At 52.6% G+C, this 25,066-nt stretch carries 29 protein-coding genes; 20 read left to right on the forward strand and 9 right to left on the reverse strand.

Translation table 11 applies throughout. The features are described 5' to 3' along the window. Nucleotides 1-34 precede the first annotated feature (34 nt). Genes IGQ16_RS02205 through IGQ16_RS02215 form a run of 3 tightly spaced genes read left to right on the forward strand, consistent with a single transcriptional unit; the run spans nucleotide 35 to nucleotide 2,453 of the window. Nucleotides 35-679 carry a J domain-containing protein gene (locus IGQ16_RS02205; protein ID WP_297060085.1) on the forward strand — a complete coding sequence of 215 codons (645 nt, stop codon included), beginning with the start codon at nucleotides 35-37 and terminating at the stop codon, nucleotides 677-679. 49 nt (nucleotides 680-728) lie between these two features. Continuing rightward, a complete protein-coding gene (gene ilvN / locus IGQ16_RS02210) occupies nucleotides 729-1,247 on the forward strand; it encodes an acetolactate synthase small subunit (RefSeq protein WP_011056724.1) in 519 nt (172 codons plus the stop codon). Nucleotides 1,248-1,271: 24 nt separating this feature from the next. Then, nucleotides 1,272-2,453, forward strand: a complete 1,182-nt coding sequence (locus tag IGQ16_RS02215; RefSeq protein WP_297060087.1) for an ABC transporter substrate-binding protein — start codon at nucleotides 1,272-1,274, stop codon at nucleotides 2,451-2,453. On the opposite strand, the gene der is transcribed toward IGQ16_RS02215, so the two are convergent. Beyond that, nucleotides 2,450-3,799 carry a ribosome biogenesis GTPase Der gene (der, locus tag IGQ16_RS02220; RefSeq protein ID WP_297060089.1) on the reverse strand — a complete coding sequence of 450 codons (1,350 nt, stop codon included), beginning with the start codon at nucleotides 3,797-3,799 and terminating at the stop codon, nucleotides 2,450-2,452. The genes IGQ16_RS02215 and der overlap by 4 nt on opposite strands. Before the next feature lie 41 nt (nucleotides 3,800-3,840). Next, nucleotides 3,841-3,954: a cytochrome b6-f complex subunit V gene (gene petG, locus IGQ16_RS02225; protein WP_011056721.1), complete on the reverse strand. Its 114-nt coding sequence runs from the start codon at nucleotides 3,952-3,954 to the stop codon at nucleotides 3,841-3,843. A 121-nt stretch (nucleotides 3,955-4,075) separates the two neighbouring features. On the opposite strand from petG, the gene IGQ16_RS02230 reads away from it, so the two are divergent. The 3 genes from IGQ16_RS02230 (at nucleotide 4,076) to grxD (ending at nucleotide 7,873) form a co-directional block, all read left to right on the forward strand. Next, nucleotides 4,076-7,180, forward strand: coding sequence for a response regulator (locus tag IGQ16_RS02230; protein WP_297060091.1), 3,105 nt, complete (start codon nucleotides 4,076-4,078; stop codon nucleotides 7,178-7,180). 69 nt (nucleotides 7,181-7,249) lie between these two features. After that, nucleotides 7,250-7,501 carry a BolA family protein gene (locus tag IGQ16_RS02235; protein WP_024125805.1) on the forward strand — a complete coding sequence of 84 codons (252 nt, stop codon included), beginning with the start codon at nucleotides 7,250-7,252 and terminating at the stop codon, nucleotides 7,499-7,501. 48 nt (nucleotides 7,502-7,549) lie between these two features. Then, complete coding sequence (gene grxD, locus IGQ16_RS02240; RefSeq protein ID WP_024125804.1) at nucleotides 7,550-7,873, forward strand: Grx4 family monothiol glutaredoxin; 324 nt, start codon at nucleotides 7,550-7,552, stop codon at nucleotides 7,871-7,873. A 100-nt stretch (nucleotides 7,874-7,973) separates the two neighbouring features. On the opposite strand, the gene IGQ16_RS02245 is transcribed toward grxD, so the two are convergent. Both IGQ16_RS02245 and IGQ16_RS02250 read right to left on the reverse strand, forming a co-directional pair. Beyond that, complete coding sequence (locus tag IGQ16_RS02245) at nucleotides 7,974-8,411, reverse strand: Hsp20/alpha crystallin family protein (protein ID WP_024125803.1); 438 nt, start codon at nucleotides 8,409-8,411, stop codon at nucleotides 7,974-7,976. Nucleotides 8,412-8,654: 243 nt separating this feature from the next. Beyond that, the gene (locus IGQ16_RS02250; RefSeq protein ID WP_024125802.1) at nucleotides 8,655-9,329 is read right to left on the reverse strand and encodes an MBL fold metallo-hydrolase; all 675 of its coding nucleotides are present in this window, start codon (nucleotides 9,327-9,329) and stop codon (nucleotides 8,655-8,657) included. Here IGQ16_RS02250 and IGQ16_RS02255 point away from each other — a divergent pair. Then, nucleotides 9,328-10,785 carry a site-2 protease family protein gene (locus tag IGQ16_RS02255; RefSeq protein WP_297060093.1) on the forward strand — a complete coding sequence of 486 codons (1,458 nt, stop codon included), beginning with the start codon at nucleotides 9,328-9,330 and terminating at the stop codon, nucleotides 10,783-10,785. The genes IGQ16_RS02250 and IGQ16_RS02255 overlap by 2 nt on opposite strands. Here the strand turns inward: IGQ16_RS02255 and IGQ16_RS02260 are convergent. Beyond that, the gene (locus IGQ16_RS02260; protein ID WP_297060095.1) at nucleotides 10,759-11,163 is read right to left on the reverse strand and encodes a hypothetical protein; all 405 of its coding nucleotides are present in this window, start codon (nucleotides 11,161-11,163) and stop codon (nucleotides 10,759-10,761) included. The two genes, IGQ16_RS02255 and IGQ16_RS02260, sit on opposite strands and share 27 nt — an antisense overlap. A 144-nt stretch (nucleotides 11,164-11,307) precedes the next feature. On the opposite strand from IGQ16_RS02260, the gene IGQ16_RS02265 reads away from it, so the two are divergent. From IGQ16_RS02265 to IGQ16_RS02285, 5 genes are read left to right on the forward strand one after another with little or no spacing between them, the layout of a single operon-like run. Further along, nucleotides 11,308-12,270 carry a DUF362 domain-containing protein gene (locus IGQ16_RS02265; RefSeq protein ID WP_024125799.1) on the forward strand — a complete coding sequence of 321 codons (963 nt, stop codon included), beginning with the start codon at nucleotides 11,308-11,310 and terminating at the stop codon, nucleotides 12,268-12,270. A 58-nt stretch (nucleotides 12,271-12,328) separates the two neighbouring features. Continuing rightward, nucleotides 12,329-13,765 carry a dihydrolipoyl dehydrogenase gene (gene lpdA / locus IGQ16_RS02270; RefSeq protein ID WP_024125798.1) on the forward strand — a complete coding sequence of 479 codons (1,437 nt, stop codon included), beginning with the start codon at nucleotides 12,329-12,331 and terminating at the stop codon, nucleotides 13,763-13,765. A 40-nt stretch (nucleotides 13,766-13,805) separates the two neighbouring features. Continuing rightward, nucleotides 13,806-14,159, forward strand: coding sequence for an iron-sulfur cluster assembly accessory protein (locus IGQ16_RS02275; RefSeq protein WP_041429286.1), 354 nt, complete (start codon nucleotides 13,806-13,808; stop codon nucleotides 14,157-14,159). A 12-nt stretch (nucleotides 14,160-14,171) separates the two neighbouring features. Then, nucleotides 14,172-14,609: a tetratricopeptide repeat protein gene (locus tag IGQ16_RS02280; protein ID WP_297039434.1), complete on the forward strand. Its 438-nt coding sequence runs from the start codon at nucleotides 14,172-14,174 to the stop codon at nucleotides 14,607-14,609. Between the two features lie 2 nt (nucleotides 14,610-14,611). Then, entirely contained in the window at nucleotides 14,612-14,881 is a 270-nt protein-coding gene (locus IGQ16_RS02285; RefSeq protein WP_024125795.1) for a hypothetical protein, read from the forward strand. A 3-nt stretch (nucleotides 14,882-14,884) separates the two neighbouring features. Here IGQ16_RS02285 and IGQ16_RS02290 read toward each other — a convergent pair whose 3' ends face one another. The 4 genes from IGQ16_RS02290 to aat form a co-directional block, all read right to left on the reverse strand. Beyond that, nucleotides 14,885-15,145 carry a DUF1232 domain-containing protein gene (locus IGQ16_RS02290; RefSeq protein ID WP_024125794.1) on the reverse strand — a complete coding sequence of 87 codons (261 nt, stop codon included), beginning with the start codon at nucleotides 15,143-15,145 and terminating at the stop codon, nucleotides 14,885-14,887. Between the two features lie 86 nt (nucleotides 15,146-15,231). Further along, nucleotides 15,232-15,750, reverse strand: a complete 519-nt coding sequence (locus IGQ16_RS02295; RefSeq protein ID WP_024125793.1) for a hypothetical protein — start codon at nucleotides 15,748-15,750, stop codon at nucleotides 15,232-15,234. A 55-nt stretch (nucleotides 15,751-15,805) separates the two neighbouring features. Beyond that, entirely contained in the window at nucleotides 15,806-16,681 is an 876-nt protein-coding gene (locus IGQ16_RS02300) for a TPM domain-containing protein (protein ID WP_297060097.1), read from the reverse strand. Nucleotides 16,682-16,855: 174 nt separating this feature from the next. Further along, a complete protein-coding gene (aat, locus tag IGQ16_RS02305; RefSeq protein ID WP_297060099.1) occupies nucleotides 16,856-17,446 on the reverse strand; it encodes a leucyl/phenylalanyl-tRNA--protein transferase in 591 nt (196 codons plus the stop codon). Nucleotides 17,447-17,494: 48 nt separating this feature from the next. On the opposite strand from aat, the gene IGQ16_RS02310 reads away from it, so the two are divergent. The 8 genes from IGQ16_RS02310 (at nucleotide 17,495) to IGQ16_RS02345 (ending at nucleotide 25,054) form a co-directional block, all read left to right on the forward strand. Further along, the gene (locus IGQ16_RS02310; protein WP_051372852.1) at nucleotides 17,495-18,022 is read left to right on the forward strand and encodes a pentapeptide repeat-containing protein; all 528 of its coding nucleotides are present in this window, start codon (nucleotides 17,495-17,497) and stop codon (nucleotides 18,020-18,022) included. Between the two features lie 105 nt (nucleotides 18,023-18,127). Next, nucleotides 18,128-19,120 carry an NAD(P)H-binding protein gene (locus IGQ16_RS02315; RefSeq protein WP_024125789.1) on the forward strand — a complete coding sequence of 331 codons (993 nt, stop codon included), beginning with the start codon at nucleotides 18,128-18,130 and terminating at the stop codon, nucleotides 19,118-19,120. A gap of 8 nt (nucleotides 19,121-19,128) precedes the next feature. Continuing rightward, nucleotides 19,129-20,052 (forward strand): NAD(+) kinase, encoded by a 924-nt coding sequence (locus IGQ16_RS02320; RefSeq protein ID WP_297060102.1) that lies wholly within the window; start codon nucleotides 19,129-19,131, stop codon nucleotides 20,050-20,052. 5 nt (nucleotides 20,053-20,057) lie between these two features. Then, the gene (gene ligA / locus IGQ16_RS02325) at nucleotides 20,058-22,127 is read left to right on the forward strand and encodes an NAD-dependent DNA ligase LigA (protein ID WP_297060104.1); all 2,070 of its coding nucleotides are present in this window, start codon (nucleotides 20,058-20,060) and stop codon (nucleotides 22,125-22,127) included. Between the two features lie 162 nt (nucleotides 22,128-22,289). After that, the gene (locus tag IGQ16_RS02330; RefSeq protein ID WP_024125786.1) at nucleotides 22,290-22,976 is read left to right on the forward strand and encodes a V4R domain-containing protein; all 687 of its coding nucleotides are present in this window, start codon (nucleotides 22,290-22,292) and stop codon (nucleotides 22,974-22,976) included. Between the two features lie 45 nt (nucleotides 22,977-23,021). Beyond that, nucleotides 23,022-23,495: an allophycocyanin gene (locus IGQ16_RS02335; RefSeq protein WP_297060107.1), complete on the forward strand. Its 474-nt coding sequence runs from the start codon at nucleotides 23,022-23,024 to the stop codon at nucleotides 23,493-23,495. Nucleotides 23,496-23,544: 49 nt separating this feature from the next. Next, nucleotides 23,545-24,015, forward strand: coding sequence for an allophycocyanin subunit alpha (locus IGQ16_RS02340; protein WP_024125784.1), 471 nt, complete (start codon nucleotides 23,545-23,547; stop codon nucleotides 24,013-24,015). Between the two features lie 148 nt (nucleotides 24,016-24,163). Next, a complete protein-coding gene (locus IGQ16_RS02345) occupies nucleotides 24,164-25,054 on the forward strand; it encodes a PRC-barrel domain-containing protein (protein ID WP_024125783.1) in 891 nt (296 codons plus the stop codon). Nucleotides 25,055-25,066 lie beyond the last annotated feature (12 nt).

Here is a 25,066-nt window from a genome sequence, read left to right on the forward strand (position 1 = left end):
TTAACCTAAATATAGAGGTCTGCCCACAATTTCCATGCTCCAGCCCAATCCCTACGTGACCCTACAGGTGGCCGTTACTGCCACCCAAGCCGAGATTAAGGCCGCCTATCGGCGCTTAGTAAAGCAGTATCACCCCGACTACCACCCCAGCGATCGCTCCAGCCACGAGCGAATGGCTGCCATTAACGCCGCCTATGAAATCTTGGGGGATGAGCAGTCTCGGCAAGCCTATGATGCCCAGTACCGTGTCCACCCCAAAGACGCTGGGCTCGATGTTCGGCGTTTCCAAGCTGCCGATCGCGAGCTAGGACAATGGCTGGCACTCACCTACAAGCCCGTGACTCAGATTATTGACGCGGTCTTGCGATCGCTCCCCCCGCAGATTGATGCCCTCGCTGCCGATCCCTTTGATGATGACCTCATGGATCAGTTCCTCACCTACTTGCAGGACTGTCGCCGCGCCCTTACCCGTGCCCGCTATACATTTCAAGCCCAACCCAACCCCGCAGCTGTAGCCAAGGTGGCAGCCCACCTCTATTACTGTTTGAATCAACTGGTGGATGGTCTCGACGAACTAGAGCAATTTAGCCACAGTTACGACGATCGCTATCTGCATACGGGGCAGGAACTCTTTCGCATTGCCCACCGCCTCTTCGCAGAGTGTCGGCTTGTCCGCTAAACTAAAGAGAATCAGCATCCCAGCACGGCAGCCAGATTCAATCCCAGTTATGAAACATACCCTATCGGTTTTGGTGGAAGATGAGGCGGGTGTCCTCACTCGCATTGCCGGTCTATTTGCGCGGCGTGGCTTTAACATCGAGAGCTTGGCGGTAGGACCGGCAGAGCAAATTGGCATCTCCCGTATTACGATGGTGGTGCCTGGAGATGATGCTGTCATTGAGCAGTTGACCAAGCAACTCTACAAGCTGATCAACGTCCTCAAGGTGCAGGATATTACCACAATTCCCTGTGTAGAACGGGAACTGATGCTCCTGAAGGTGAATGCCACCGCCAGTACCCGCTCTGAAATTTTGGAACTGGTGCAAATTTTCCGCGCTAAGGTGGTGGATGTGTCCGACGATTCACTAATCATCGAGGTCTCCGGTGACCCTGGCAAAATGGTTGCCCTAGTACAAATGCTGAATAAATTTGGGATTCGCGAAATTGCCCGCACCGGTAAAATTGCCCTTGTGCGCGAGTCTGGGGTGAATACAGAATACCTGAAGTCCTTGGAAGCACGGGTCTAATTGGCGGTGAAGTATCCCTGGTTAATGCTTGCATTGGGGGCGATCGCCCTCAGCAGTTGTACGGCAACCGAGTCTCCCTCAGCAAACAAGAAGGCATTGCCCCTTGGGGTTGCCCTCGCCCAAACGGGTAATGCGGCTCTCTACGGCCAAGAGCAACTCCAGGGGGTGCGAGTCGCCGCCGAATTTTTTAATCAATCAGGCCAAATCAAGGAGCAGACCCTGCGGCTGGTGATTCAGGATACCGGCAGTGATGAGGCCGGCGCAGTGAATGTTTTTCAAACCTTGATCAATGGCGATCGCGTGATTGGTATTGTCGGCCCTACCCTCTCGCAGCAAGCCTTTAGTGCCGATCCCATTGCCGAGCAAGCGGGGGTACCGGTTGTCGCTCCCTCCAATACAGCCCGTGGCATTCCTGAAATTGGTGCCTTCATTAGTCGCATCTCCGCAGGGGTGGAGGTGGTGGCGCCCACGGCGATTCAAGCGGCCCTTGAGATTAACCCCAACATTCGCCGAGTGGCTGTCTTCTTTGCCCAAGATGATGCCTTTAGTCGGTCAGAAACCGAGATTTTTCAAAAAGCCATTCGTGAGCATCCCCAGCTTGAACTGGTGAGTGTCCAGCAAACCCAAACCACTGATACAAATTTCCAAGCCCAAATCAATGCCACCCTCAGTGTCAAACCGGACTTAATTGTCATCTCTGGCCTAGCGGCGGACGGCGGTAACCTCATTCGTCAACTGCGGGAACTGGGCTACCAAGGGTTAATTTTGGGGGGCAATGGCGTCAATACCGTCAACATCCTCCCTGTCTGTCGTCGTCTCTGTAATGGGGTTCTGGTGGCGCAGGCCTATAATTCCGAAAACCCCGATCCGATGAACGTCAAGTTCCGCAACGCCTTTGAAGCCAAATATGGCCAAGTCCCCTCTCAGTTCAGTGCCCAAGCCTTTACGGCGGTTCAGGTCTTTGCGGACTCCTTAGCGCGCCTTTCCCAAGAAAAGAACGTGTCGGAATTGCCCCTTGCAGATTTGCGTCAGGCCTTGAACCAAGAGATTCTCAAGGGAGTCTATGAAACCCCCCTTGGAGAAATTCGCTTTACACCTGAGGGAGAGGTGCTGCAACGCTTCTTTTACGTCGGTCAGATTGAGATGAGTGATGATGGCCAAAGCGGAAAATTTAGCTTGGTGAAAAAAGTTGAACGACAGCCCTAATGGGCAACCAACTCAGCAGCTTCACGAGGTTTCTTGCTCCGCCAAAGGAGGCGAATTGGGGTACCCCGAAATCCTAGCTGCTGACGAATTTGGCTCTCAATGTAGCGGCGATAGTTATCCTTGAAGAGTTTGGCATCGTTGACAAAAATCGCAAATGTTGGCGGCTGGGTGGCGACTTGGGTAGCGTAGTAGATTTTCCCTTGGCGGCCTTGGCGAGTGGCGGGGGGAGTATGCCAGCGTAGGGCTTCTTGAATGACTTCATTCACCACTGCTGTACTGACGCGGCGACGGTGTTGTTCAACCGCCGCATCCACCGCCGCAAAAATTTTGTCAAGGCGTTGACCCGTATGGGCACTGACAAAAAGGGCATCTGCCCACTCCAGAAAATGCAACCGCTGATATAGGCGATCGCGATAAGCGTTAATGGTATAGGTATCTTTGTCGGGGACGGCATCCCACTTGTTCACAATCAGCACACAGGCCCGCCCCTGATCGGCGATGTGCCCTGCCAAGCGTTGATCCTGTTCGGTAATGTCTTCAAGGGCATCCAACACCAACAGCACCACGTCGGAGCGGTGAATGGCCTTAAAGGCACGATGGACACTAAACATCTCGGGCCCATAGGCCACATGAGTCCGTTTCCGAATACCAGCGGTATCAATGAAGCGGTACTGGGTGCCCTCGTGTTCAATCACTGTGTCAATGGCGTCGCGGGTGGTACCTGAAATCGGACTGACAATGGCGCGATCGCTCCCAATTAGGGCATTGAGCAAGCTAGATTTACCCACATTGGGACGCCCTGCAATGGCCACCTGAATCTCCGGCGCCTCGGGAAGCGTTTCCCCCGATGGCAAGTAGGTAATCAATTGATCCAGCAACTCCCCCGTACCGCTGCCGTGGATACTAGAAATCGGGTAGGGTTCTCCCAGCCCCAGGGACCAAAACTCCGCCGCCTGTACTTGACCCATTTGGCGCGACTCGCATTTATTCACCGCCACTAAAACGGGTACAGGAAGCTGGCGCAACCACGCCGCAATCTCATAGTCGAGTGCCGTAGGCCCTGCTTGACCATCTACCACAAAAATCGCTGCCGTGGCCTCCTGCAGGGCAAGCTCTGCCTGCTGACGAATCAGGGGCAAAAAGTCACTATCATCATCAAACACTAAGCCCCCGGTATCCACGACCAAAAATTCCCGATCTTGCCAAAAAGCCGGTCGGTAGGTGCGATCGCGAGTTACTCCCGGCTCATCGTGGACAATGGCATCCCGTTCGCCGGCTAGGCGGTTCACAAAGGTTGATTTGCCCACATTGGGGCGGCCAACGACAGCAACAATCGGCAAAGCCATAGTCAGGAGTGGTCTTCGCAAATCGTGTTTTGGGCAATGCCCTAGAGTTCAAGCTGGCTGCCCCGCTTGTATTGTTGGTAGGCAGCAAAGAATAGCCCTGCCAACGTCACTGGAATCAGCCCTAAAACAATCCCACATAGTAAAGGTTCAATCATCGCTCGATCGGAACTCAACCATCACTTCATTCCCCACGATACACTATTTGATAATTGTTTTGATAAGTGTTGCATCGGCAGTTTCCTCTTCAAAGAATCGTCACCGCGGGTGAGAATCTTCATGTTTCGCTTTCCTTTGCTCTCCCTCCTTCAGCTTCTTTTGCCGACAACCGCAGCAATAGCTGCTCTTTTGACACCACTTTACTTTAGCGAACGGCAGGCGCTTCTCAAGGAGCTTCGAGTAGAACAAGAAAGTAAACTAGAGAATATTAACTTGATGCTGGCGAATACCTTCGGCGATACTGTAAATGATCTCAAGGTGTTGGCCAGCCTTCATCTCTGGCACGAGTTAGTTGATAGCACCGCTAGGGAACAGAGGGAGGACATAGATCAAGAAGCACAGGACACAGTAGAGCAGTGGCATCACTTTAAGAAGTATTACGATCTCCTTTATGTGCTGGATAGCAGGGGCAGAATCCGTTTTCAGTGGAGGGCAATGCCCCAGATTACCCCCCGCTCTTCGCTGCAAGCCACTCCCCCCTACTGGCCTCTCCTTCGGGAATTAGCTCCTGATCAAGTGTTTGTCTCCCCTGTGGACATTATAGAGACCGAAAGCCTGCGTTTTCCGTTGCCGGTGGTGTATGTGGGGGTACCTCTGTACCACCAGTCCACACGCAAGGGAGTGCTCCTTCTCCGTTACCAAGTCAACCATCTTTTCGAGGCGCTGCTTGGGATATGTAACACCCAAGGAGGGTTGTGCCTGCTCGCAAACAATCAGGGCTATTGGCTTCTTGGGGAAGATATTCGCGAGCAGTGGGGATTTCATTTTCCTGAGCGACGGCAGTTCACTGTCCGCCAGCAGTACCCCCTCCTGTGGCAGCAAATGCAACATCAGTCGAGGGGCAGCCTGTTTAGCGCCGATGGCTTATTTGTCTATCAAAGTTTTTCTCCGTTGAAGGAGGACTCTGTCTCTGCTGAGAGCGCAGCGCATTCATCTCGCCTCCAAAGTAACATTCGTTGGTGGTTGATTGGATTCGTACCCAACAGCTCCATAGAGTTATACCTGGAGCGCTTAAATCGCGACTTCTTGCTCTCCTTTACTGCACTCTGTCTCTTGGCCGCCGTAGCTGTCCTACTCATAGCCCGCGATCGCCAACGCAAACGGAGCTTACAGAAGCTACTGGAAACCAGTAACGCCCGCTTTCGCAGTGTCAGTGAAATGGCACCTGTGGGGATTTTTACCCTGGATGCCCAAGGACAACCCACGTTTCTTAACCAGAGGCTACTGCAACTGTTGCAGGTTCACAGCCTAGAGGAAGCTCAACAGCGGTGGATAGAACGTCTCCATCCTGAGGATCGCGATCGCGTCTTGAAAGCCTGGGCAACATGCCAGCAGCAAAGAGTACCTTTCCATGAGAAATTTCGAATTGTCCATCACGATAGCAGCAGTCACTGGATTAACGCCCGCATCATTCCCCTCCAGCAAAGCAGCGCCACAGATAGTTTTGTCGGTACCTGGGAAGATATCTCCCAAATGATGGAGCAGCAAAAGCTCCTAGAAACAGCGCGCCAAGCTGCCGAGGAAGCCAGCCGTGCCAAGAGCGAGTTTTTGGCCACCATGAGCCATGAAATTCGCACCCCCATGAACGCCATCATTGGTCTGACCGGACTGCTGCTCGACACCCCCCTCAATCCCCAACAACAGGAGTTTGTCAATACCATTCGCCTCAGTGGGGATGCTCTGCTGGCGGTAATCAACGATATTCTCGATTTCTCGAAAATTGAGTCGGGTCAGTTGGAGCTGGAGAGCTATCCCTTTAATCTGTGCACTTGCGTTGAAGAAGTCCTCGATCTATTGGCAAGTCGTGCCGCCGAACGTGAGGTGGAACTTGCTGCCGACATTGATGCAGGGGTGCCCTGCACTGTCATTGGCGATATGGGACGGCTGCGACAGGTACTTGTCAATCTCATCGGCAATGCCATCAAGTTTACCCAAAAAGGCAATGTCACACTCTACGTGAAGGCAATGCCAACACCGATGAGTCAGTATGAATTTATGCCCTCATATTACTCCTACTTATTTGCCATTCAGGATACAGGGATCGGTATTTCTCCAGCCGGCATGAATCGCCTTTTCAAGCCCTTTAGCCAAGTGGATGCCTCCACCACTCGTCAGTATGGCGGCACTGGACTAGGTTTAGTCATCTGCCAACGCCTTGTGGAGCGGATGGGGGGGCAAATTTGGGTAGAAAGCAAAAAGGCGGAAGAACCCCTCACCGTAGGCGGAACACCCCCGGCGGCCTATGAGTCAATTCCAATACCCGAGAGCGGATCAGTTTTTTACTTTACGGTGCGGTTTTTGCTCAATCCGAAGTCGGCACCAGAGGCAGTTGATGACACTTGCCACCTTGCAAACCGCCGCGTTCTTATTGTCGACGATAATGCGACCAATCGCCAAATTCTAGCGCTACAAACCAAAAAATGGAACATGCACCCCCTGGTGGCCGATAGTGGGGCCAGTGCCCTTACGCTTCTCCAACAACAAGGGGTACCGGATGTAGCTATTCTAGACCTACAGATGCCTGAGATGGATGGGCTTGCCCTCGCTCGCCAAATTCGCACAGCCTACGGTCAATTGCCCCTGATCCTTCTCACTTCCTTGGGAAATACCCTCACGGAGTCAGAGAAGACTCTATTCTCTAGCCTGATCAGCAAGCCCGTGAAACAATCGACACTGTACAATGCCCTGAATAATTTATTTTGCGAAAAGCAGAAAGCCGTATCCTCCAAACCAGCCACAGCGCCATCCTTTGAACAGCTAAAAACCGAATTACCGCCCCTGCGCATTCTGGTGGCTGAAGATAACAAGGTCAACCAGATGGTGGCGTTGCGGATTTTGGAAAAGTTGGGCTATCGCGGTGATATTGCGGCCAACGGCTTGGAGGTCCTGGATGCGGTGCAGCGGCAGCCCTACGATGTAATCTTGATGGATATGCAAATGCCGGAGATGGATGGCATTACGGCTACCCGAGAAGTGACTCAACTGTTTCAAGGGCTCAAGAAACCCCGTCCGCGAATTATTGCCATGACCGCCAATGCCATGGAGAGCGATCGCCAGCTTTGTCTCGATGCAGGCATGGACGATTATGTGAGCAAGCCTATTCACCTTGAGGAATTGGTGCGTGCCCTTCGCCAGTGTCAGCCCCTTCAGACCCCAACAACTTAACATCTAGCGATACACTAAAAAAGATAGACTCAGAGGGTTGTCGCCTCCAGCAAAAATAAATAATGATCTATGGTTACTCCTGAACAACTGACCACCTTAATTCAATCCAGCTTGCCCGATGCCTTTGTTCAAGTACAGGATTTGACGGGGGGTGGCGATCATTACGAAGCGGTAGTGGTCTCCGCCGCCTTTGAGGGCAAGGGACTGGTGCAGCAGCACCAATTGGTCTATAGCAGCCTCAAGGATCTCATGGCCAGCAATGAACTCCACGCCCTTGCCCTGAAGACCTATACTCCCCAACAATGGGCACAACGTCAGTGATTTAGAATGCAATTTTGTAACTTGTCAACTTAAGAGGGAAAGCGAACGATGACACCCGAACTCCATGCCAAAATTGATAACCTTGTCAAGAGCAACAAGATCATTGTTTTCATGAAGGGGAGCAAGCTGATGCCCCAATGCGGTTTTTCTAACAATGCGGTGCAAATTTTGAATGCCCTCGGCGTCCCCTATGAAACAGTGGATGTCCTTGAGGATTTTGAGATTCGTCAAGGGATTAAGGAGTATTCCAACTGGCCAACGATTCCCCAAGTGTTTATCAACGGCGAGTTTATTGGTGGCTCCGATATTCTCATTGAGCTATACCAAAGTGGTGAATTGCAACAACTGGTTGAGGTGGCTTTAGCTTCATAACTTTTTCTGCCATTCACTGACGCTCAAAAAAATCCCCCATTGCTGGGGGATCGTCATCATTTGTTCAACAACCTTGACTGTTCGGCCTCAAAGGGGCGGATTAGGCAAGGCTCACTTTGACGACGCGGTTTTTCTCTTCTTCCGCTTTCGGCAGGGTCAGGCGCAGGATACCATCTTTGTATTCGGCTTTGACATCGGTGTTTTGAATCCGAACTGGCAGAGGAATGACCCGTTGGAATTTGCCATAGCGGAATTCTGTACGTTTCATGCCCTCTGTTTCAGTTTTGGTTTCAGATTTGCGTTCGCCACTAATGGAAACCGCTTCAGCTGTAACTTGAACGTCAATGTCTTTGGGATCCATCCCCGGAAGCTCTACTTTCAAGAAAAGGGCTTCAGGGGTTTCTTCCAGTTCTGCGGCGGGCAGAAAACTAAGATCACTGCGCCGCTCCGTCAAGGGAATCAATTCATCGAATAGACGGTTCATTTGGCGTTGAATTGCATCAATTTCGCGGAACGGTTCCCAACGAACGAGTGCCATACGCTTATCCTCCTGTACTCCTTAAGGCTTTAGATTGCCCACGGGATGGTTGACAGAGAGAACAGCACCAACAACCAAATTTGCTTGTACTGCTTTTGCTGGTGACTTGGGCTGATTCCCTCTGGCTACCTTCACTATAGAGCATGGAAGTCTTGATACAAGTGGGGTTTAACGATCTCTCCCAGTTCCTATTTCCGAACCCGGGGTGCTGAAAATTACTCTGGAGAGGAAATTAAGAAAACATTAAAATTTGTTAGAAAGAAGGTTATCAACTGAGAGTCCTTGCAGGACGGCTTGGGCGTTGGCGATCGCCAGCGTCCCCCGCAGAAAACCTATATTTGCCCCCGGACACAGATAACTTAAGCACTTCTGCCGACAGAAGGCTTTTAATGCTTCAACGCTGCGCAGTTGACGGGGCCAGTGGAAGGTGGTAGCCGTTTTAATCGGTGCGAGTTCTCCCGTAGGGGTAGGGAGTAGGTGACGACCTGTAAAGAGAACGCCCCCTTGGCAAGACCAATAGACACAGGCGCTGCCGGGGGAGTGACCAGGTGTCCAGAGAATTTCGAGGGTTTCACCGATAGCTAGATGGTGGTTAAACGGGGTTACCGTCACTTGGGGCAGCAGATACGCCTCCTGCTCATGGATGATCACTTCGCAGTTGAAGGTGTGCTGAATTTCCCTGACGCGGGCGATCGCCCCGCGATGGGTAAGGATAAGGCGCTGAACGCCCCCCTGGGCCCTGAGCCAATCCTGAGTTGTGTCTGTCCAAAAGGGCGCATCAATAAGGGTATTGCCATCATTTTCTACAATGAGATAAGCAGTACCTCCCAGTGTCTCGCGGTTGGGTGGAAACCCATAGACCCTCGGTAATACAAGGCGGGGCAGTTTCTGTTGTTGAGCCACAGGTATCCAAATCATGACATGGATTTCCCTTATTGTATTGGGTTTAATCTTGGTCTTTATTGTCCGCCAGAGTGCTGCCCGTGTCAGTCAAACCCCTTGGTGGCTCCTGTGGCTAGTGCTGATGTTGCCGGCCTTTTTTATTGCAGGTTGGCTGCTGCTGTTGGGGAATACACCTGTACCTTCGGGATGGCTGATCCTGATCTTTGTCACCAGTTCGGTGCTCTACCTTGTGCTCTTGCGCCGAGGCCAGTCCTTCTTACCGGCTGCGCCACCCACACCCCCGCCACCACCACTGACGGACAATGGCAAGCTCCTCAATCAGGAGGAAGAAACGCAATTGCAGAGCTGTTTCCCTTGGGGAATGTACTATCTGCAGCAAATTGAGTATCGTCCACAGGCGGTGATCTGCCGTGGGCAAATGCGCGGTGATGCCAACCAAGTCTATGAAACAGTGGAGCGCAATATTGCCCAACGCTTTGGCGATCGCTTTCTGGTCATGTTTCAAATGGGTTTGAGTAATAAGCCTTTTTTTGCCCTGATTCCCCGCGATCGCCTGCCCCAGCCCCAACAGCTTTTTCGTCCTGGTCTCAGCCTTGGCCTTCTGGCCTTAACCTTTCTCACCACCACCGTTGCTGGCTTGGCACTTGTGGCGCCTGATCTGACAGCGGCGGAACTGCGGCTCAATCCCAGTTTGCTCTGGCAGGGGTTGCCCTACAGCCTGAGTCTGCTGTTGATTTTGGGCATCCATGAACTGGGACACTTTGCCACTGCATGGTATTACGGCGTGAAGGCAACGCTGCCCTACTTTATTCCTCTGCCCTTTGCCATGGGCACACTGGGGGCCTTTATCCAGATGAGATCGCCTGTTCCCCATCGCCGTGCCCTCTTCGACATTAGTATTGCGGGTCCTATTGCTGGGTTGATCGTGACGCTACCAATTCTAGTTTGGGGGTTACAGCAGTCCGAGGTGGTGCAACTGCCTGCCAATGCTTCGGAGCAGTCCCTCAATCCCCAAGTGTTGAGTCCACGTATTTCGATTCTCTTGGCCCTGATTGCTAAAGCCATTTTTGGCGCCACCCTCAAGAGTAACAGTGCGCTACACCTGCATCCGATGGCAGTGGCGGGGGTGCTGGGTTTGGTAGTGACGGCTTTGAACCTGATGCCTGTGGGTCAATTGGATGGAGGTCACATTGTTCATGCAATCTACGGCCATCGAACGGGGGCAGTCATTGGCCAAGTTAGCCGTTTACTGGTGCTGATTCTCTCGTTTATTCAACCGTGGCTCTTTGTTTGGGCACTGATCCTGTTCTTTATGCCCGCTTTTGATGAACCTGCCCTCAATGATGTCAGTGAATTGGACAACTGGCGCGATGCCCTTGGCCTGATGGCACTGGTGTTGCTATTGCTCATTATTTTCCCGGTGCCAGCGCCCCTTGCAGCGCTGCTACTGCCGACACACCCAATGCCATAGGGGATGACGTTGCCCCTGCTGACGAATGCGCAAGACTTGTTTTTCTAGACGTTGCTGCCACCGCGGGGATCTGCCCCAGAAAATGTTGCGGGTCTGCCAGTACAGAACGCTCAGGGTCGTGCCAATACACAGGGCCAAACCGATCGCCGGCAGCCGATTGAAAAGAATGCCATAGCGCAGCGCTGCCCACGTAAAATGCTCACGCATGAGGCTCATTTCATAACGGAAGCCCCAAAGACTCCATGTGCCGACACTCAGCCAAAGAAAGAGCACCACACTCCAGCGCATGACAACGGTCAAGCGATGCAGGCGATCCACCTGCTGCCGAAATTCTGATTCAAGGCCTTGGGGCATTCGCGATCGCTCCCTGGGGGGCATCTATCCTCCTTATCGTATTTTCTGGCTATTTTTTCATTTTCACCTGGGGATTGAGGTGGGTCGGGGGGGTGGCTACAGGATGTCTCTCTATGATGCTTTGTGGCACACTGTGGGGAAAGACTGCCAAGCCATGAGGAACCTCTAATGCCACGTGTGAGCTTACTGCGAGCAACCTCCTATGACCTTGACCATCTCAGTGCCTCCCTTGAGGAACTCCTAGCGCCCTTGGGGGGAATGGCGGCAATTGTTCAACCGGGCGATCGCGTGCTCCTCAAGCCCAACTTACTCACGGGGGCACGGCCAAAGCAGGAATGTGTTACCCGTCCTGAACTGGTCTATTGCGTCGCCAAAATGGTGCAAGCCGCCGGTGGCAGACCTTTTCTAGGGGATGGACCCGCCTTTGGCTCCGCATTGGGGGTCGCCCGCAGCAATGGCTACCTGCCCTATATTCAAGAATTAAATTTGCCCGTCATTGAATTCCATGGCGATCGCTACGCCACCGACAATCCCGAATTTGCTCACCTGCGCCTAAGCAAAGAAGCGATGGCCGCCGATGTCGTCATTAACCTGCCCAAGGTCAAATCCCACGTGCAACTGACCCTCACCCTCGGGGTGAAGAATCTCTTTGGCTGTGTCCCGGGCAAAATGAAGGCATGGTGGCACATGGAAGCGGGTAAGGATGCCGATCGCTTTGGCCGTATGCTCGTGGAAACGGCGCGGGCGATCGCCCCCGACCTCACAATTATGGATGGCATTATTGGCCATGAAGGGAATGGCCCCAGTGGTGGAACGCCACGACCACTGCATGTTTTGGGTGCCAGTCGCGACGTTTTTGCCCTCGATCGCGCCTTTGTGGCTATCCTGAATGTTGACCCTGAGCGCATTCCCACCCAACGCGCTGCCACCGCCCTCGGCTACAACTACGAACTTAGTGAGATTGAGTTTCCCTTGGCACAGCCCCACGAATTAACAATTCGCGATTGGCAACTGCCGCAGCAAATGATGCCCATTGACTTTGGCGCCCCCCGCGTTCTCAAATCCACATTCAAACATCTCTATATTCGCTGGATCAAAGAACCCCTAACTGCCTATAGCCAAAAGGCCTAAGTTCTCAGGGGGAACGCCCTTTGATAAGCTAAGGGAATGCAGTTGGGGAGAAGCGTCCTTGAGCTTTGACTACGATCTCATCATTATTGGTGCTGGTGTCGGGGGGCATGGGGCTGCTCTCCATGCCGTCAGTGTTGGACTAAAAACAGCAATAGTGGAAGCAGCAGACATGGGGGGCACCTGCGTCAATCGCGGTTGCATTCCCTCAAAGGCACTCCTGGCGGCAGCCGGACGGGTACGGGAACTACGCCAAGCCAGCCACTGGCAAGCCTTGGGGATTCAACTGGGGCAGGTAAATGTGGATCGCGCCGGCGTCGCTGCCCATGCCGCCAACTTAGTTCAAAAGATCCGCAGTGATCTCACCAATAGTCTCAAGCGTCTCGGTGTGGATACGCTCATTGGCCGAGGGAAAGTAGCCGGTTCCCAAAAAGTGAGCATCACCACGCCCACAGGGGAAAAAATCGTAACCGCCAAGGACATTATCATTGCTACGGGATCAGTGCCTTGGGTGCCCCCCGGTGTGGAGGTAGATGGTAAGACGGTTTATACCAGTGACGATGCCATTAAGCTGGATTGGTTGCCGCAGTGGGTGGCCATTATTGGCAGCGGCTACATTGGTCTAGAATTTGCCGATATTTACACGGCCCTCGGCAGCGAAGTGACAATGATTGAGGCCCTAGATCAACTGATGCCCACCTTTGATCCAGATATTGCCAAACAGGCACAGCGGATTTTGATTGCGGCGCGCGATATTGAAACCTACAGCGGCACCCTAGCCAAGCGTGTCATCCCCGGTAGCCCGGTGGTTATTGAACTCGCAGATGCGAAAACACAAGAAGTCGTGGATGTCCTCGAAGTGGATGCCTGCCTTGTGGCCACCGGTCGCATTCCCGCTACCCAAGACATTGGCCTAGAGAGTGTGGGTGTGACCACCGATAAGCGTGGCTTTATCCCCGTCAATGAGTATTTGGCAGTAACGAAAAAAGGGAAACCCGTCCCCCATTTGTGGGCGATCGGTGATGCCACGGGGAAAATGATGCTGGCCCACGCCGCTTCGGCACAGGGGATTGCCGTTGTTGAAACAATTGTCGGACGGCCTCGCCAAGTGGACTATCGCAGTATTCCTGCGGCGGCCTTTACCCACCCAGAAATGAGCTTTGTCGGCTTGACGGAACCCCAAGCCCGTGAGCTAGGGGAAAAAGAAGGCTTTGAGGTGCAGGTGGCACGCACCTACTTCAAGGGCAACTCCAAGGCCCTGGCGGAAACCGAAACCGATGGCCTAGCCAAGGTGATCTTCCGCGCTGATACTGGCGAGCTACTGGGGGCGCATATCTTTGGTCTCCATGCCTCGGATTTAATTCAAGAGGCGGCTAATGCCATTCGCGATCGCCAGACGGTGAGCCACTTGGCCTTCAATGTCCACACTCATCCCACCCTCTCGGAGGTACTTGACGAAGCCTTCAAGCGTGCCCACGAGATGGTGACCCACCGCTGAACTTGCTACGATAAAGTTTGGAGTCTTTTAGGAGTGGGTGATGACACAGGCCACACAACCCGCTAGGGGAATCATGATGACCGAAGCTGCCCTCAAGCATGTGCTTGAGCTCCGCGATAAACACGGTAAAGACCTGTGTTTGCGGGTGGGCGTCAAGGGGGGTGGCTGCTCAGGGATGTCCTACACGATGGACTTTGAAGACCCCGCCAATATTCGTGCCGATGATGAAGTCTTTGACTATGATGGCTTCAAGGTGGTCTCCGATCCCAAGAGTATGCTCTACATCTATGGCTTGGTGTTGGACTACAGCAACGCCCTTATTGGTGGTGGCTTTAAGTTTATGAATCCCAATGCCACCCAAACCTGTGGCTGTGGTACCTCATTTTCTGCCTAAGGAGTCCTGCCCTTGACCCCATCTCAGTTTGTGAGCGACGTTGAACGTCAATTTGAGGCAGCGATCGCCCGCTACAAAGAAGGAGCACCTGCCTCAGAGTTAATTCCCACTTTCAAAGAGATTTGCCAGCGTGCTCAAAAAAGTAGCGCCGCTTGGACGTGCTTGGCGTGGCTCTACCTTCTGGATGACAAGCCCCAATCTGCCCTAAAGGCTGCCCAAAAAGCGGTCAAGCTCAACCCCGAAGACCCGCAAGCGCGCATTAACCTGGCGGTGGCAATGCTAGAAACCGGACAAAAGGGCGTTCGTCCCCACATTGAATTGGCGCAAACCGTTGTTGCCGCTGTGGCTGAGCTGCGCCAAGAGGTCATCGATAACTTTGCCGACGGCCTGAAGCGCAAACCCGATTGGGAGAGCCTTGCCCGTGTCAAACAATGGGTACTGGGGGGGTAATCATGGTACGGCTGCGGGATATGATCAACTGGCTGTTGGTCGCCGATACCTTCTTTGTGCTGGCCAGTTTTGGCTGGTTTGTGATTGCCCTGGCTGGTCGGTCCTTTGAGCTTCCCTTGGGGTTTGATCTCTGGCTGCGTCTATGGCAACCCCTCTTTATGCCCGCCATTGGTCTACTGATGGCGGCGGCACTGATTAGCGGTGTCCGCAGCTATGTGCAAAACCGCTGGCTGCTGCGCTCTGTCGGCAGTGACTTGCGATCGCGGGATTGATCCTTAAACCTGTTCTGCTTCCACATCTACTGTTGTGGTGATGTTGGGCGATCGCCGGCTTTTAATGCGCTCCACCAACAATTGCGTTAGCTCACTGGCAAGGATGACCAGAACCGTGACATCATCCAGCTGGCCAACGATCGGCACTAAATCTGGGGAAATATCCAGAGGACTCAGCAAATAGATCAAGCTCGCGGCAATGATGAACCAGCGATACTTAGGATGCCGCAACAGCTTCCGATACCAGTTGTAGAAGCCGCTCATGGAGTATCAACCTTGAATCCTGCCCCTATTCTGGCATAGGGACGCAATTGCCCTAGGTCGGGAAAACCGTCCTTAGTTAATCAAAGTTAATCAAAGTAAAAGAGCGTGACCACCTTGTGCTGCTCTTCCGCTAGTTCACAGGTTTGCAGTAGTGTGTGGCTATCGTGGAAAGCAAAGCAAATCAGTTGCTGACAGCGGGAAATAATCTCCTGATTGCAGAGGGAGCTGGCTTCTGCAAGGGGGAGGTGATCATTTTCAGGTTTCTCCACCAAGTGCATCACCTTATCCAGCTGTTGGCGGGATTCCCGAGGCTGGCGTTCTAGACTTTGGGGCAAGATCACCGTCAACAAATTGGGGTCTGCCCGCATTGCCCCCCGAATCGCCGCCGCATTGGTTCCAACCGCACCTGAGGTCATCAGGCGATTCCCAGCCAGCACAAGGGCATAGCTCATCATTTCAATAAGGTGCTGATGGGTAATGGGGACATGACGCGAGCCAAGGAGCGCAATCCGTTTAGGGCCAGAGTCTTGGATTGTCGCTAATTCCTGCAAGAACTCATCAATTTGGGGGGAATCAATGCCCGGAAGATTTGTCGCCTGCGTCAAGAGCGTCTCTCATGTGCTACGGAACGACGCTATTTTAGCATCTTGATCGCCATTTCTAGTAGGGGGCAATTAGTTTACCAACTGCCCTCGGCACCACCGCCAGAGGAGCGCCCACCTTCATCACTACTACTCGAGGAACTGTCACTCCCTCATAGCTGGAGTAAGTGTCATCGCTGGTGTAAGTGTGGTAGCGATCATCGTCATCATTGTGATAGGAGGAGCGAGAGCGATCGCCTGATTGCACAGAGTTGAACGCGAAAATTTTGAAAAAAAGCCTTAAGCTTAAGATCGGATAAAGAAAGCAGAAAGTTCCAATAAACAGCAGCAGAAGGGGAACAGAAAAAAACTTAAGAAAACTGGACAGGTCAATTGCCGGAACACCGCTAGCGGCATTTGTTAGCCCGTCGGTCTGCAATGTATTGAGTAAGGCGCCCACACCTTTGATGATTCCCTGCGCCAATTGGCCACGACGAAAATCCGGCAGCATGTAGTTGTCAATCACTGCTTGTATACGGGAATTCCAATCCCTGCCGTAGGCACTGCCCAATTGAATGCGCACTTTGCGATCGCCCGGAGCCACTAAGAGCATCACACCATCGTTGCGCCAACGGCTACCCACCCCTCGATGATTAAACAACTCCATCGCAAACGCCTCGAAACTGGCGTGTTGGTTGCTGTGCTCCCGATAGGAATTAATAGTGACTAGAAGTACCTGTTGATTGGTGCGCTGATGAAAGGTCTGAAGTTGCGAACGCACCTGCTCTCGCTGGGAGTCATCTAAAACCTGCGCCAGATCGTTAACATAGGTATCCGGCAAGGCCGGGAAATTCACGTAGGCCTGGACAGGGGATGGAGCAAAGCTGACAATCAGACCGCTGACCAGAGAAAGCAGCAAAAAAAGAAGGGGCTTTTGCCGACGCAGAGTTATCATCTTTTTGAGAGGAATACTTCTTAGATGAGAGTTTAGCAGTGGAGCTTTTCTCGTCAAAAATTTTAAAAAAACTCACAAAATGCCCCTCTTGATGAGTAATTTATAATTAACTTTAGTTTAAAAAAGATTAATTGTTTTTGATAGATTTCTGAGGCAGGCACTTGCCTCAAAGCATTAGAGAAATTGACAGGGCTTACGAATGGCCTGTGCCAATAGCTGCCGATACTTGCTAGCGCTGACAACATCTGCCCCAAAGCGCTCAAGATGAGGATTTTGCAGTTGAGCATCAAACAGTAAAAAGCCCCGCTGCCGCAGATGTTCCACCAGTTTTACCATCGCCACTTTTGAGCCGTCGGGGATGCGATAGAACATGGACTCGCCAATAAATGCACCGCCAATAACAATACCGAGAATACCCCCTGCGAGTTCATTCCCCTGCCACGTTTCAAAACTCACCGCCCAACCCGTGGCGTAAAGCAGATGGTACACTTCCTTGAGACGGGGCGTCATCCATGTTATCGGGCGATTGGCGCACCCCTCAACCACAGCACGAAAATCTCGGTTAATCGCCACTTGAAAGCGATTTTGATTGAGCACCCGTCGCAGTGAGGTGGGATAGCGAAACCGCTCATCCAAGGGAATTAGGGCTCGTTGGCGGCTGGTGTACCACCCCAGGTGATTGTTCCTCCCCATGAGAAAGTAGCCCTTGGCATAGCCATCATCAATAAAGGTATTGCGTACCCAGTCCGCCTTAGAAATCTCCATACTGATAATCTAAACAATAGACACTTCGCATTAGCTCTAGTGTTGCCTATGCTACTCTTATCCTCGGCTGTCATGACCACGATTAGCCGCTACTGGCGCTGGTCTGTAGCACTGCTATTGGCCATCCTGTGGATTTTGCTCACCCCCACAGGAGCGATCGCCGAAGATTATACGAAAGAAGCCCTGATCAATATGGACTTTTCCGGACGGGATCTGCGGGGGTCGGAATTCACCAAAGCGAATCTCTTCCACAGCAACCTCAGCCACACCAATCTCCAGGGGGTGAGCTTCTTTGGTGCCAACATGGAAACAGCTAACCTCGAAGGTGCTGATCTGCGCTACGCTACATTGGACACGGCGCGGCTGACTAAGGCCAACCTCACCAATGCCATTCTTGAGGGCGCCTTTGCCTTTAATACCAACTTTGACGATGCCATTATCACCGGTGCTGACTTTACCGATGTAGAACTGCGGGAAGACGCCCAACGCAAACTCTGCAAGGTTGCCAGTGGCACCAATCCCGTAACGGGGCGCAAAACATGGGAAACGCTCCACTGTGAAGACTTTGCCCCTTAATCCGTCTTCGTTTGCTCAAGGGAGAATGATCCCCAAGGGCGATCGCCTCTGTCGGGAATTCTGATAAAGTATTACAAAAGTTAAGATTTATGACTAGAGTTTTTCATGAACGTTTTTATTGTTGGCGGTACGGGTACCCTAGGGCGGCAAATTGTGCGCCGTGCCCTCGATGAAGGACATCATGTGTATTGTTTTGTCCGCAGTCCAGCCAAAGCCACGTTTCTGCGGGAGTGGGGCGCCACGATTCTTCAGGGAAACCTCTGTGCCGCCGACAGTATTCTTGAAGCACTGAAGTACGCCAAACCCTCAGTAGTCATTGATGCCTCTGCCACTCGTCCCACCGATACGCTGACCATTGCAGCAGTGGACTGGCAAGGCAAAGTCAACTTGATTCAGGCTGCCCAAGCCGCTGATATTGAACACCTGATCTTTTTCTCAATTATGAGGGCGCAGGATTATCCCCAGGTGCCGCTGATGCAAATCAAACACTGTACCGAAGACTTCTTGCGCGAATCGGGGCTAAACTACACGATTCTGCGTCCCTGCGGTTTCTTTCAGGGCTTAATTGGCCAATATGCGATCCCGATTCTGGAAAATCAATCCATTTGGGTTTTGGGAGAGTCCACCGCCATTGCCTACATGGATACTCAGGACGTGGCCAAATTTGCAGTGCGCGCCATTGATCGGCCTGCCACCTATGGCAAAACCTTTGACTTGGCGGGCACCCGCGCTTGGACAGCGGATGAAATTATTAAGCTGTGTGAACACCTCTCAGGACAGCAGGCAAAAATTACCCGCTTGCCCATTGGCGTCTTGCGAGCGGCACGGCAGGCCACCCAGTGGTTTCAGTGGACGTGGAACATTAGCGATCGCTTAGCCTTTACGGAAGTGATTGCCAGTGGTCAAGTTTTCGATGCCCCGATGGAGGACGTCTATCGCACCTTTGATCTCGATCCCAAGGAAACCCTGACCCTTGAGGACTATTTACAGGACTATTTCACCCGAATTCTGCGTAAACTCAAAGAATTGGATTACGAAAAAGCCAAACAGAAAAAATCTGGACGCAAAAAACGCAGTCCCTTTAAGTCCACCCCCTAGGAGTTGCTGTGAAGGCGGGGATCATCTACAACGAAGGCAAACCCCTCGCAGTCGAGTTGGCTGCCCATGTCCGCCGAATTTTAGAACTTCAGGGCTGGGAAGTACAGATGGCTACGGGAATTGGTGGCATTCTTGGCTATTCCCGTCCCGATAGTCCCGTCTGCCATACCCCTATTGATCAACTGGTGCCCCCCGGCTTTGATGCTTCCATGGCCTTTGCGGTTGTTCTTGGCGGCGATGGCACTGTGCTTTCTGCCTTTCGGCAGTTGGCTCCCTGCGAGATTCCCCTGCTCACCATCAACACTGGACACTTGGGTTTTCTCACCGAAGGCTACGTGGCCGATCTAGAACCGGCCCTGGATCAAGTGCTACGCGGCGACTACACGATTGAAGATCGCACAATGCTCACGGTTCAAGTCCTGCGGGATCAAACCGTCATTTGGGAAGCCCTCTCCCTCAATGAAATGGTGATCCACAAAGAACCCCTGACGGGAATGTGCCACTTTGAAGTGGATGTGGGTGCCCATGCCCGCGTTGATATTGCTGCCGATGGTCTGATTCTCTCTACCCCCACGGGTTCTACGGCCTATGCCCTCTCGGCAGGGGGTCCCGTGATTACCCCCGGCGTGGCAGCTTTGCAATTAGTGCCCATTTGTCCGCACTCTTTAGCCTCCCGTGCCCTTGTCTTTTCCAACAGCGAACCGGTGTGGATCTATCCAGCGAACCCCTTCAAGCATCTGATTCTTGTGGTGGATGGCAATGCAGGTTGCTACATTCAGCCAGAGGATCAGGTTTTTGTGCAACGTGCCCCCTACCGTGCCCGCTTTATTCGCCTGCGGGCGCCAGAATTCTTCCATGTGCTGCAACAAAAACTGGGCTGGGGACTGCCCCATGTGGCCAAGCCACGCGCCAGGAATAGTACAGATTCATAGGGCAAATGGTCTTGAAGGAACCCCCAGCTGAACGGATTCAACAACTGCGGCGCCTGCTTCAGCGTGCGAGCTACGCCTACTACGCCCTGGATCAGCCGATCATGGAAGATGAGGTCTATGACCAACTCTATCGGGAGCTTCAGGAACTAGAGGCCGCTCATCCCGAGTACATTACCCCCGACAGTCCTACCCAACGGATCGGTGAAGCGCCTGTCAGTCAATTCGAGAGTGTCAGCCATCGCATTCCCCTCTATAGCCTTGAAAATGCCTTTACCTTTGCCGATATGGTGGCGTGGCAGGAACGCTGGCAGCGCTATTGGCGCACCCTACGGCAAGAGGAACCACTCCCCTCAGCCGAATATGTCTGCGAACTCAAAATGGATGGTGTGGCTCTTGCCTTAAGCTATGAAAACGGTTTACTTGTGCGGGGAGCAACGCGGGGCGATGGCCAACGCGGTGAGGATATTACCAGCAATGTGCGCACAATTCGCACCATTCCCCTGCGATTAGCCCTTGAAAATCCACCCCCTGTCGTTGAAGTTCGCGGGGAAGCCTTTTTGCCTTTGGAGCGATTCCATCAACTAAACCAAGAACGCCAAGCCCAGGGGGAGTCCCCCTTTGCCAATCCCCGCAATGCCGCAGCCGGTACCCTGCGTCAACTGGACCCCCGCATTGTTGCCCAACGCCAATTAGACTTCTTTGCCTATGCCCTGCATTTGCCTGAAGGGGGTAGCGTTCCCTTGGGGGAGAACCAAGCAGGGGAACCTCAATCGCAGCGGCAAGTGCTCTATGCGCTGCAACACCTTGGCTTTCGGGTCAATCCCCACAATGCCGACTGCCCTGACCTAGAGGCCGTGAAAGCCTACTATGATTACTGGCAAACCGCACGCCATCAACTGCCCTATCTGACCGATGGCATTGTGGTCAAGCTCAATGACTTAGAGCTGCAACAGGCCCTTGGGTTTACGCAAAAGTTTCCCCGAGGTTCTATTGCTTGGAAGTACGAACCGGAGCAGGCTATTACGGATGTGCTGGGAATTACGGTTCAGGTGGGACGCACAGGGGCCCTTACTCCCGTGGCTGAACTGGTGCCGGTGCAATTAGCAGGTACTACTGTATCACGGGCAACGTTGCACAATGCAGACTACATTACTGAATTGGATTTGCACATTGGCGATAAGGTCGTGATCCACAAAGCAGGGGAAATCATTCCAGAGATTGTGCGGGTGTTTCCTGAATTGCGACCGCCAACGGCTCAACCCTTTACAATGCCCACTGCTTGTCCCGAATGCCACCAGCCAGTTGTGCGTTCTGCCAATGAGGCGGTGAGTCGCTGTGTCAATCCTCGGTGTCCAGCGATCGTGCGGGGCCAGATCCTGCACTGGGCAAGTCGGGATGCCCTGGATATTCAAGGCTTAGGGGAAAAGCTGGTACAGCAATTGGTGACGAAGGAATTGGTGCGCACCCCTGCGGATCTCTATCGTCTGACGGCAGCACAACTGTTGAGCCTCGAGCGCATGGGTCAAAAGTCCGCTGATAAATTGTTGCAGGCGATCGCCGACTCGAAACAACAACCGTGGCCACGGGTGCTCTATGGCTTAGGCATTCGCCATGTGGGGAGTGTCAATGCCCAAATGCTGGCCGCTCGATTCAAGTCTGTTGAGGAACTAGCCACGGCCACCGTCGCTGATCTGTGTGGGGTCTATGGCATTGGTGAGGAAATTGCCCAAGCGATTCAGGAGTGGTTCCAAGACCCTGATCACCAGGCTCTAATTGCTGATCTGAAGGGGTTGGGACTGCAACTGGCTGCAGCACTTCCGCCTGCGCCAACTACCCCGACTACAGAGAAATCCCTCGATGGCAAACGCTTTGTGATTACCGGCACCCTAGCCACCCTCACCCGTGAGCAAGCAAAAGCCCTGATCCAAAAGCACGGCGGCCAAGTGAGTGAGAGTGTAAGTCGGCAAACGGATTATCTGGTGGTGGGCGAAAAAGCAGGGAGTAAATTGCGACGTGCTCAAGAATTGGGCATCCCCTGCATCAATGAAACAGAACTTATAGAAATGTGTCGTTAGACAAAAAATCAGTGGGAGTACGGAGTCACGATTCTGAAAAATCTTTTAGCCTAAAAAATGTGGCTGCTTAGTACCTAACGTTACGTTAAAGCACAATAGGGGGCAATTCGCTGATCTATGGTTTCTGTCACGCCGTCTCGACCTGCTGGAAGTGCTAATGCTATGACGACTGGTCAGGGCTATCAGCATCAGTTACACCAAATCCATCCAAGCCGCACCAATCACTATAGCCTGCGGGACTATCTCCAATTTGATAGCCAACGGGGCAGCATTACCGACTGGTATGATCAGCGGATTACCTTAGCAACAGAAGACTTCGTTATTGGTCTAGTGGAAGGTCTCGAAGAGGAAGTTGGCGCTGCCGCTACCCTCGTCATGTACAAAATTGGCGAAGAGTGGGGCAAGCGCGATGCAGTTGTCTTTAAGCAACACTTTGAGCAGGAGTACCAGCGGGAGCTACGGAAGGCCACTTTAACATTTATTCTAGAGGCTTGGTGGTGGCCCTTTACAACCCTAGGTTGGGGGAACTGGGAAGTGGATCTCACGGAGCAAAAGAATGGTTTTATGTTCATCAATATCTTTGACTCCGTGGTAGCACGCACCCTGGGGGATGTGGGCAAACCGGTCTGCTATATCTATGCTGGTCTATTTGCGGGCTTCTTTTCGGGATTGATTCAAAAGCCCCTGGGTTGCATTGAGCTGCAGTGCTACGCCATGGGGGAAACCTACTGTAAGTTCCTTGTCGGTAAACAGGATCGCATTGATGCTGCTGCCTTCTGGCAAAACGAAGGAGCTACGGCACGGGATATTGAAAAACGCCTGCGCCAAGGGGAGCTGGTGAAACGATAGGCGATAGGAGAGTGCGTTCATTTATTTTCTAGCGAGGGTTGCCCTATGTTCCGTCAGTTGAATCACCTAACCGTTGTGGCCGATGGTCGCTATGCCCGTCCTGAGGAGTTAAATTTTCTGCAGGATTATCTGGCTTCGGTGGAGACTCGCATCAGTGCCTACGAAAAAATCCGTGCTGAGGCGGAAATGATGGCGGATAAAATTCAATCTATGCAAAAGGCAGAAAATCCCCGCTGTTTCCATTTCGTCAATGGCGATCGCTCGGAAATCTGCCGTCGTGACTTGGTGGATACAATTCGCCTGTGCGCTGCGGCAATGCTCTTTTCCGAGTTGGATTTGCTACGGGATAACTTCCTGCTCTGGTACCGCACCATTGTCAAATCCTTTAACTACGAACAGACCTCCTCTTCCACCTACGGCAAGTACTTGCCAAATTTGATGAAACAACTACTCACGCCGCAAGAGCAACAGGTCATGGAGCCTGTCCTTGCTCTCAGCAGTTCGATTTTGGCACAATAATCGCAATAACTAGCAATATTAAGTTAAGTTTAGAACTGGGTGCCCAAAGATGCTACGTCAACTGGAAAAGCTCAGCCTTGAGACGGATGGTCGCTATGCCAGTGCCCAGGAGCTGGAGTTTCTGAAAAATTATCTAGCCACAGTAGAGCAGCGCATTAGTGCCTATGAAAAAATCCGGGATGCCGAGGAGAAAATCCTTGATGAAGTAGAGCGGCAACTGCGAGCTAGAAATCCCTACATTTTCCGTAAGGGCAATCAAGACTATTCAGCCGTGTGTCGGCGCGATCGCCGGCATGTACTTCGCCTAGGGGCAACCGCGATGTTATTTGGGGATTTGAATGCCCTGCGGGAGGGTTTTTTGCTGTGGTACCGCACGATTATTAAAGCCTTCAGGGATGAGAAGGCAGCGCAGGTAACGTACCAAGTCCTGCCTCAGGTGGTCAATCAAGCTCTCTCTAGCGAGGAAGCACCTTTAATGCAACCTGTGATGAGCCTCACCCAGTCCATTCTTGGGGAATAGGCTAGCTCAACTGAGCCGTGGGGCAAAAATGCGCTAGCCTAGAAGCACCGATTGCACTGGGGAACTGATTACTCCTGCGATCGCCTTTGGCGTACCATTGGTATTCGCCGCTATAGTATTACTAAGATTCATTGGGATACACAAAGGCATGACCATATCGACGCAGTTGCTGCAACGGGCAGATTTGATCGGTACACAGGTAATTACCCGTGATACTGGTCGGAAGTTAGGCGTCATTAATCAAGTTTGGGTCGATATCGACCAGCGGCAAGTGGTGGCCTTGGGGGTACGCAATACCCTCTTTACCGGGGAGCAACGCTACATTCTTCTCGACAGTATTCGCCAAATTGGCGATGTCATTCTCGTTGAGCACGATGATGATGTCACCGAGGCTCTTAATACCTACAACTACAGCACACTGATTGATAGTGAGATTGTGACGGAAACCGGCGAAGTGCTGGGTAAGGTACGGGGCTTTAAGTTTGATCCAGAAACGGGTGACATTACGGATTTGATTTTGGCTTCCATTGGCTTCCCTTGGATTCCGGCCCAACTGATCAGCACCTACGAGTTGCCCATTGAGGAAATTGTCAGCACTGGACCTGATCGCATTATTGTGTTTGAAGGGGCAGAAACCCGCCTGCGGCAATTGACCGTGGGACTCTTAGAACGGGTTGGCTTGGGGGCACCCCCCTGGGAAAATGACGAGGACGAGTACTATCAACCTGTGACACCGAGCAGTAATCAACTGCCCTCAGGGGCGCGATCGCCCGTCTATCCTCCCCAACGCAGCCGCAGCGATTACGACGAAGTCGAGTGGGAAACCCCTCCGCGGCGACGCCGGCGCCAGCCTGAGTATGTGGAGTACGAGGAGGAGTATGAGTATGAGTACGAAGAGCGGCCGCGCCAAGCTAAACCTCCAGCTCAAGCCATGCCCGTAGAACTGCCCGAGTCAGAACCCACGGCCGATCCCTGGGCAGAACAGCAACCGATTCGCCTTGAGCAGCGGCAAAAGCAAGAGGAATACGATCACGAATAGTCGGGAATAGTC

The organism is Thermosynechococcus sp. M3746_W2019_013 (genome assembly GCF_015296045.1).
In the GTDB taxonomy this organism is placed as follows: Bacteria; Cyanobacteriota; Cyanobacteriia; order Thermosynechococcales; family Thermosynechococcaceae; genus Thermosynechococcus.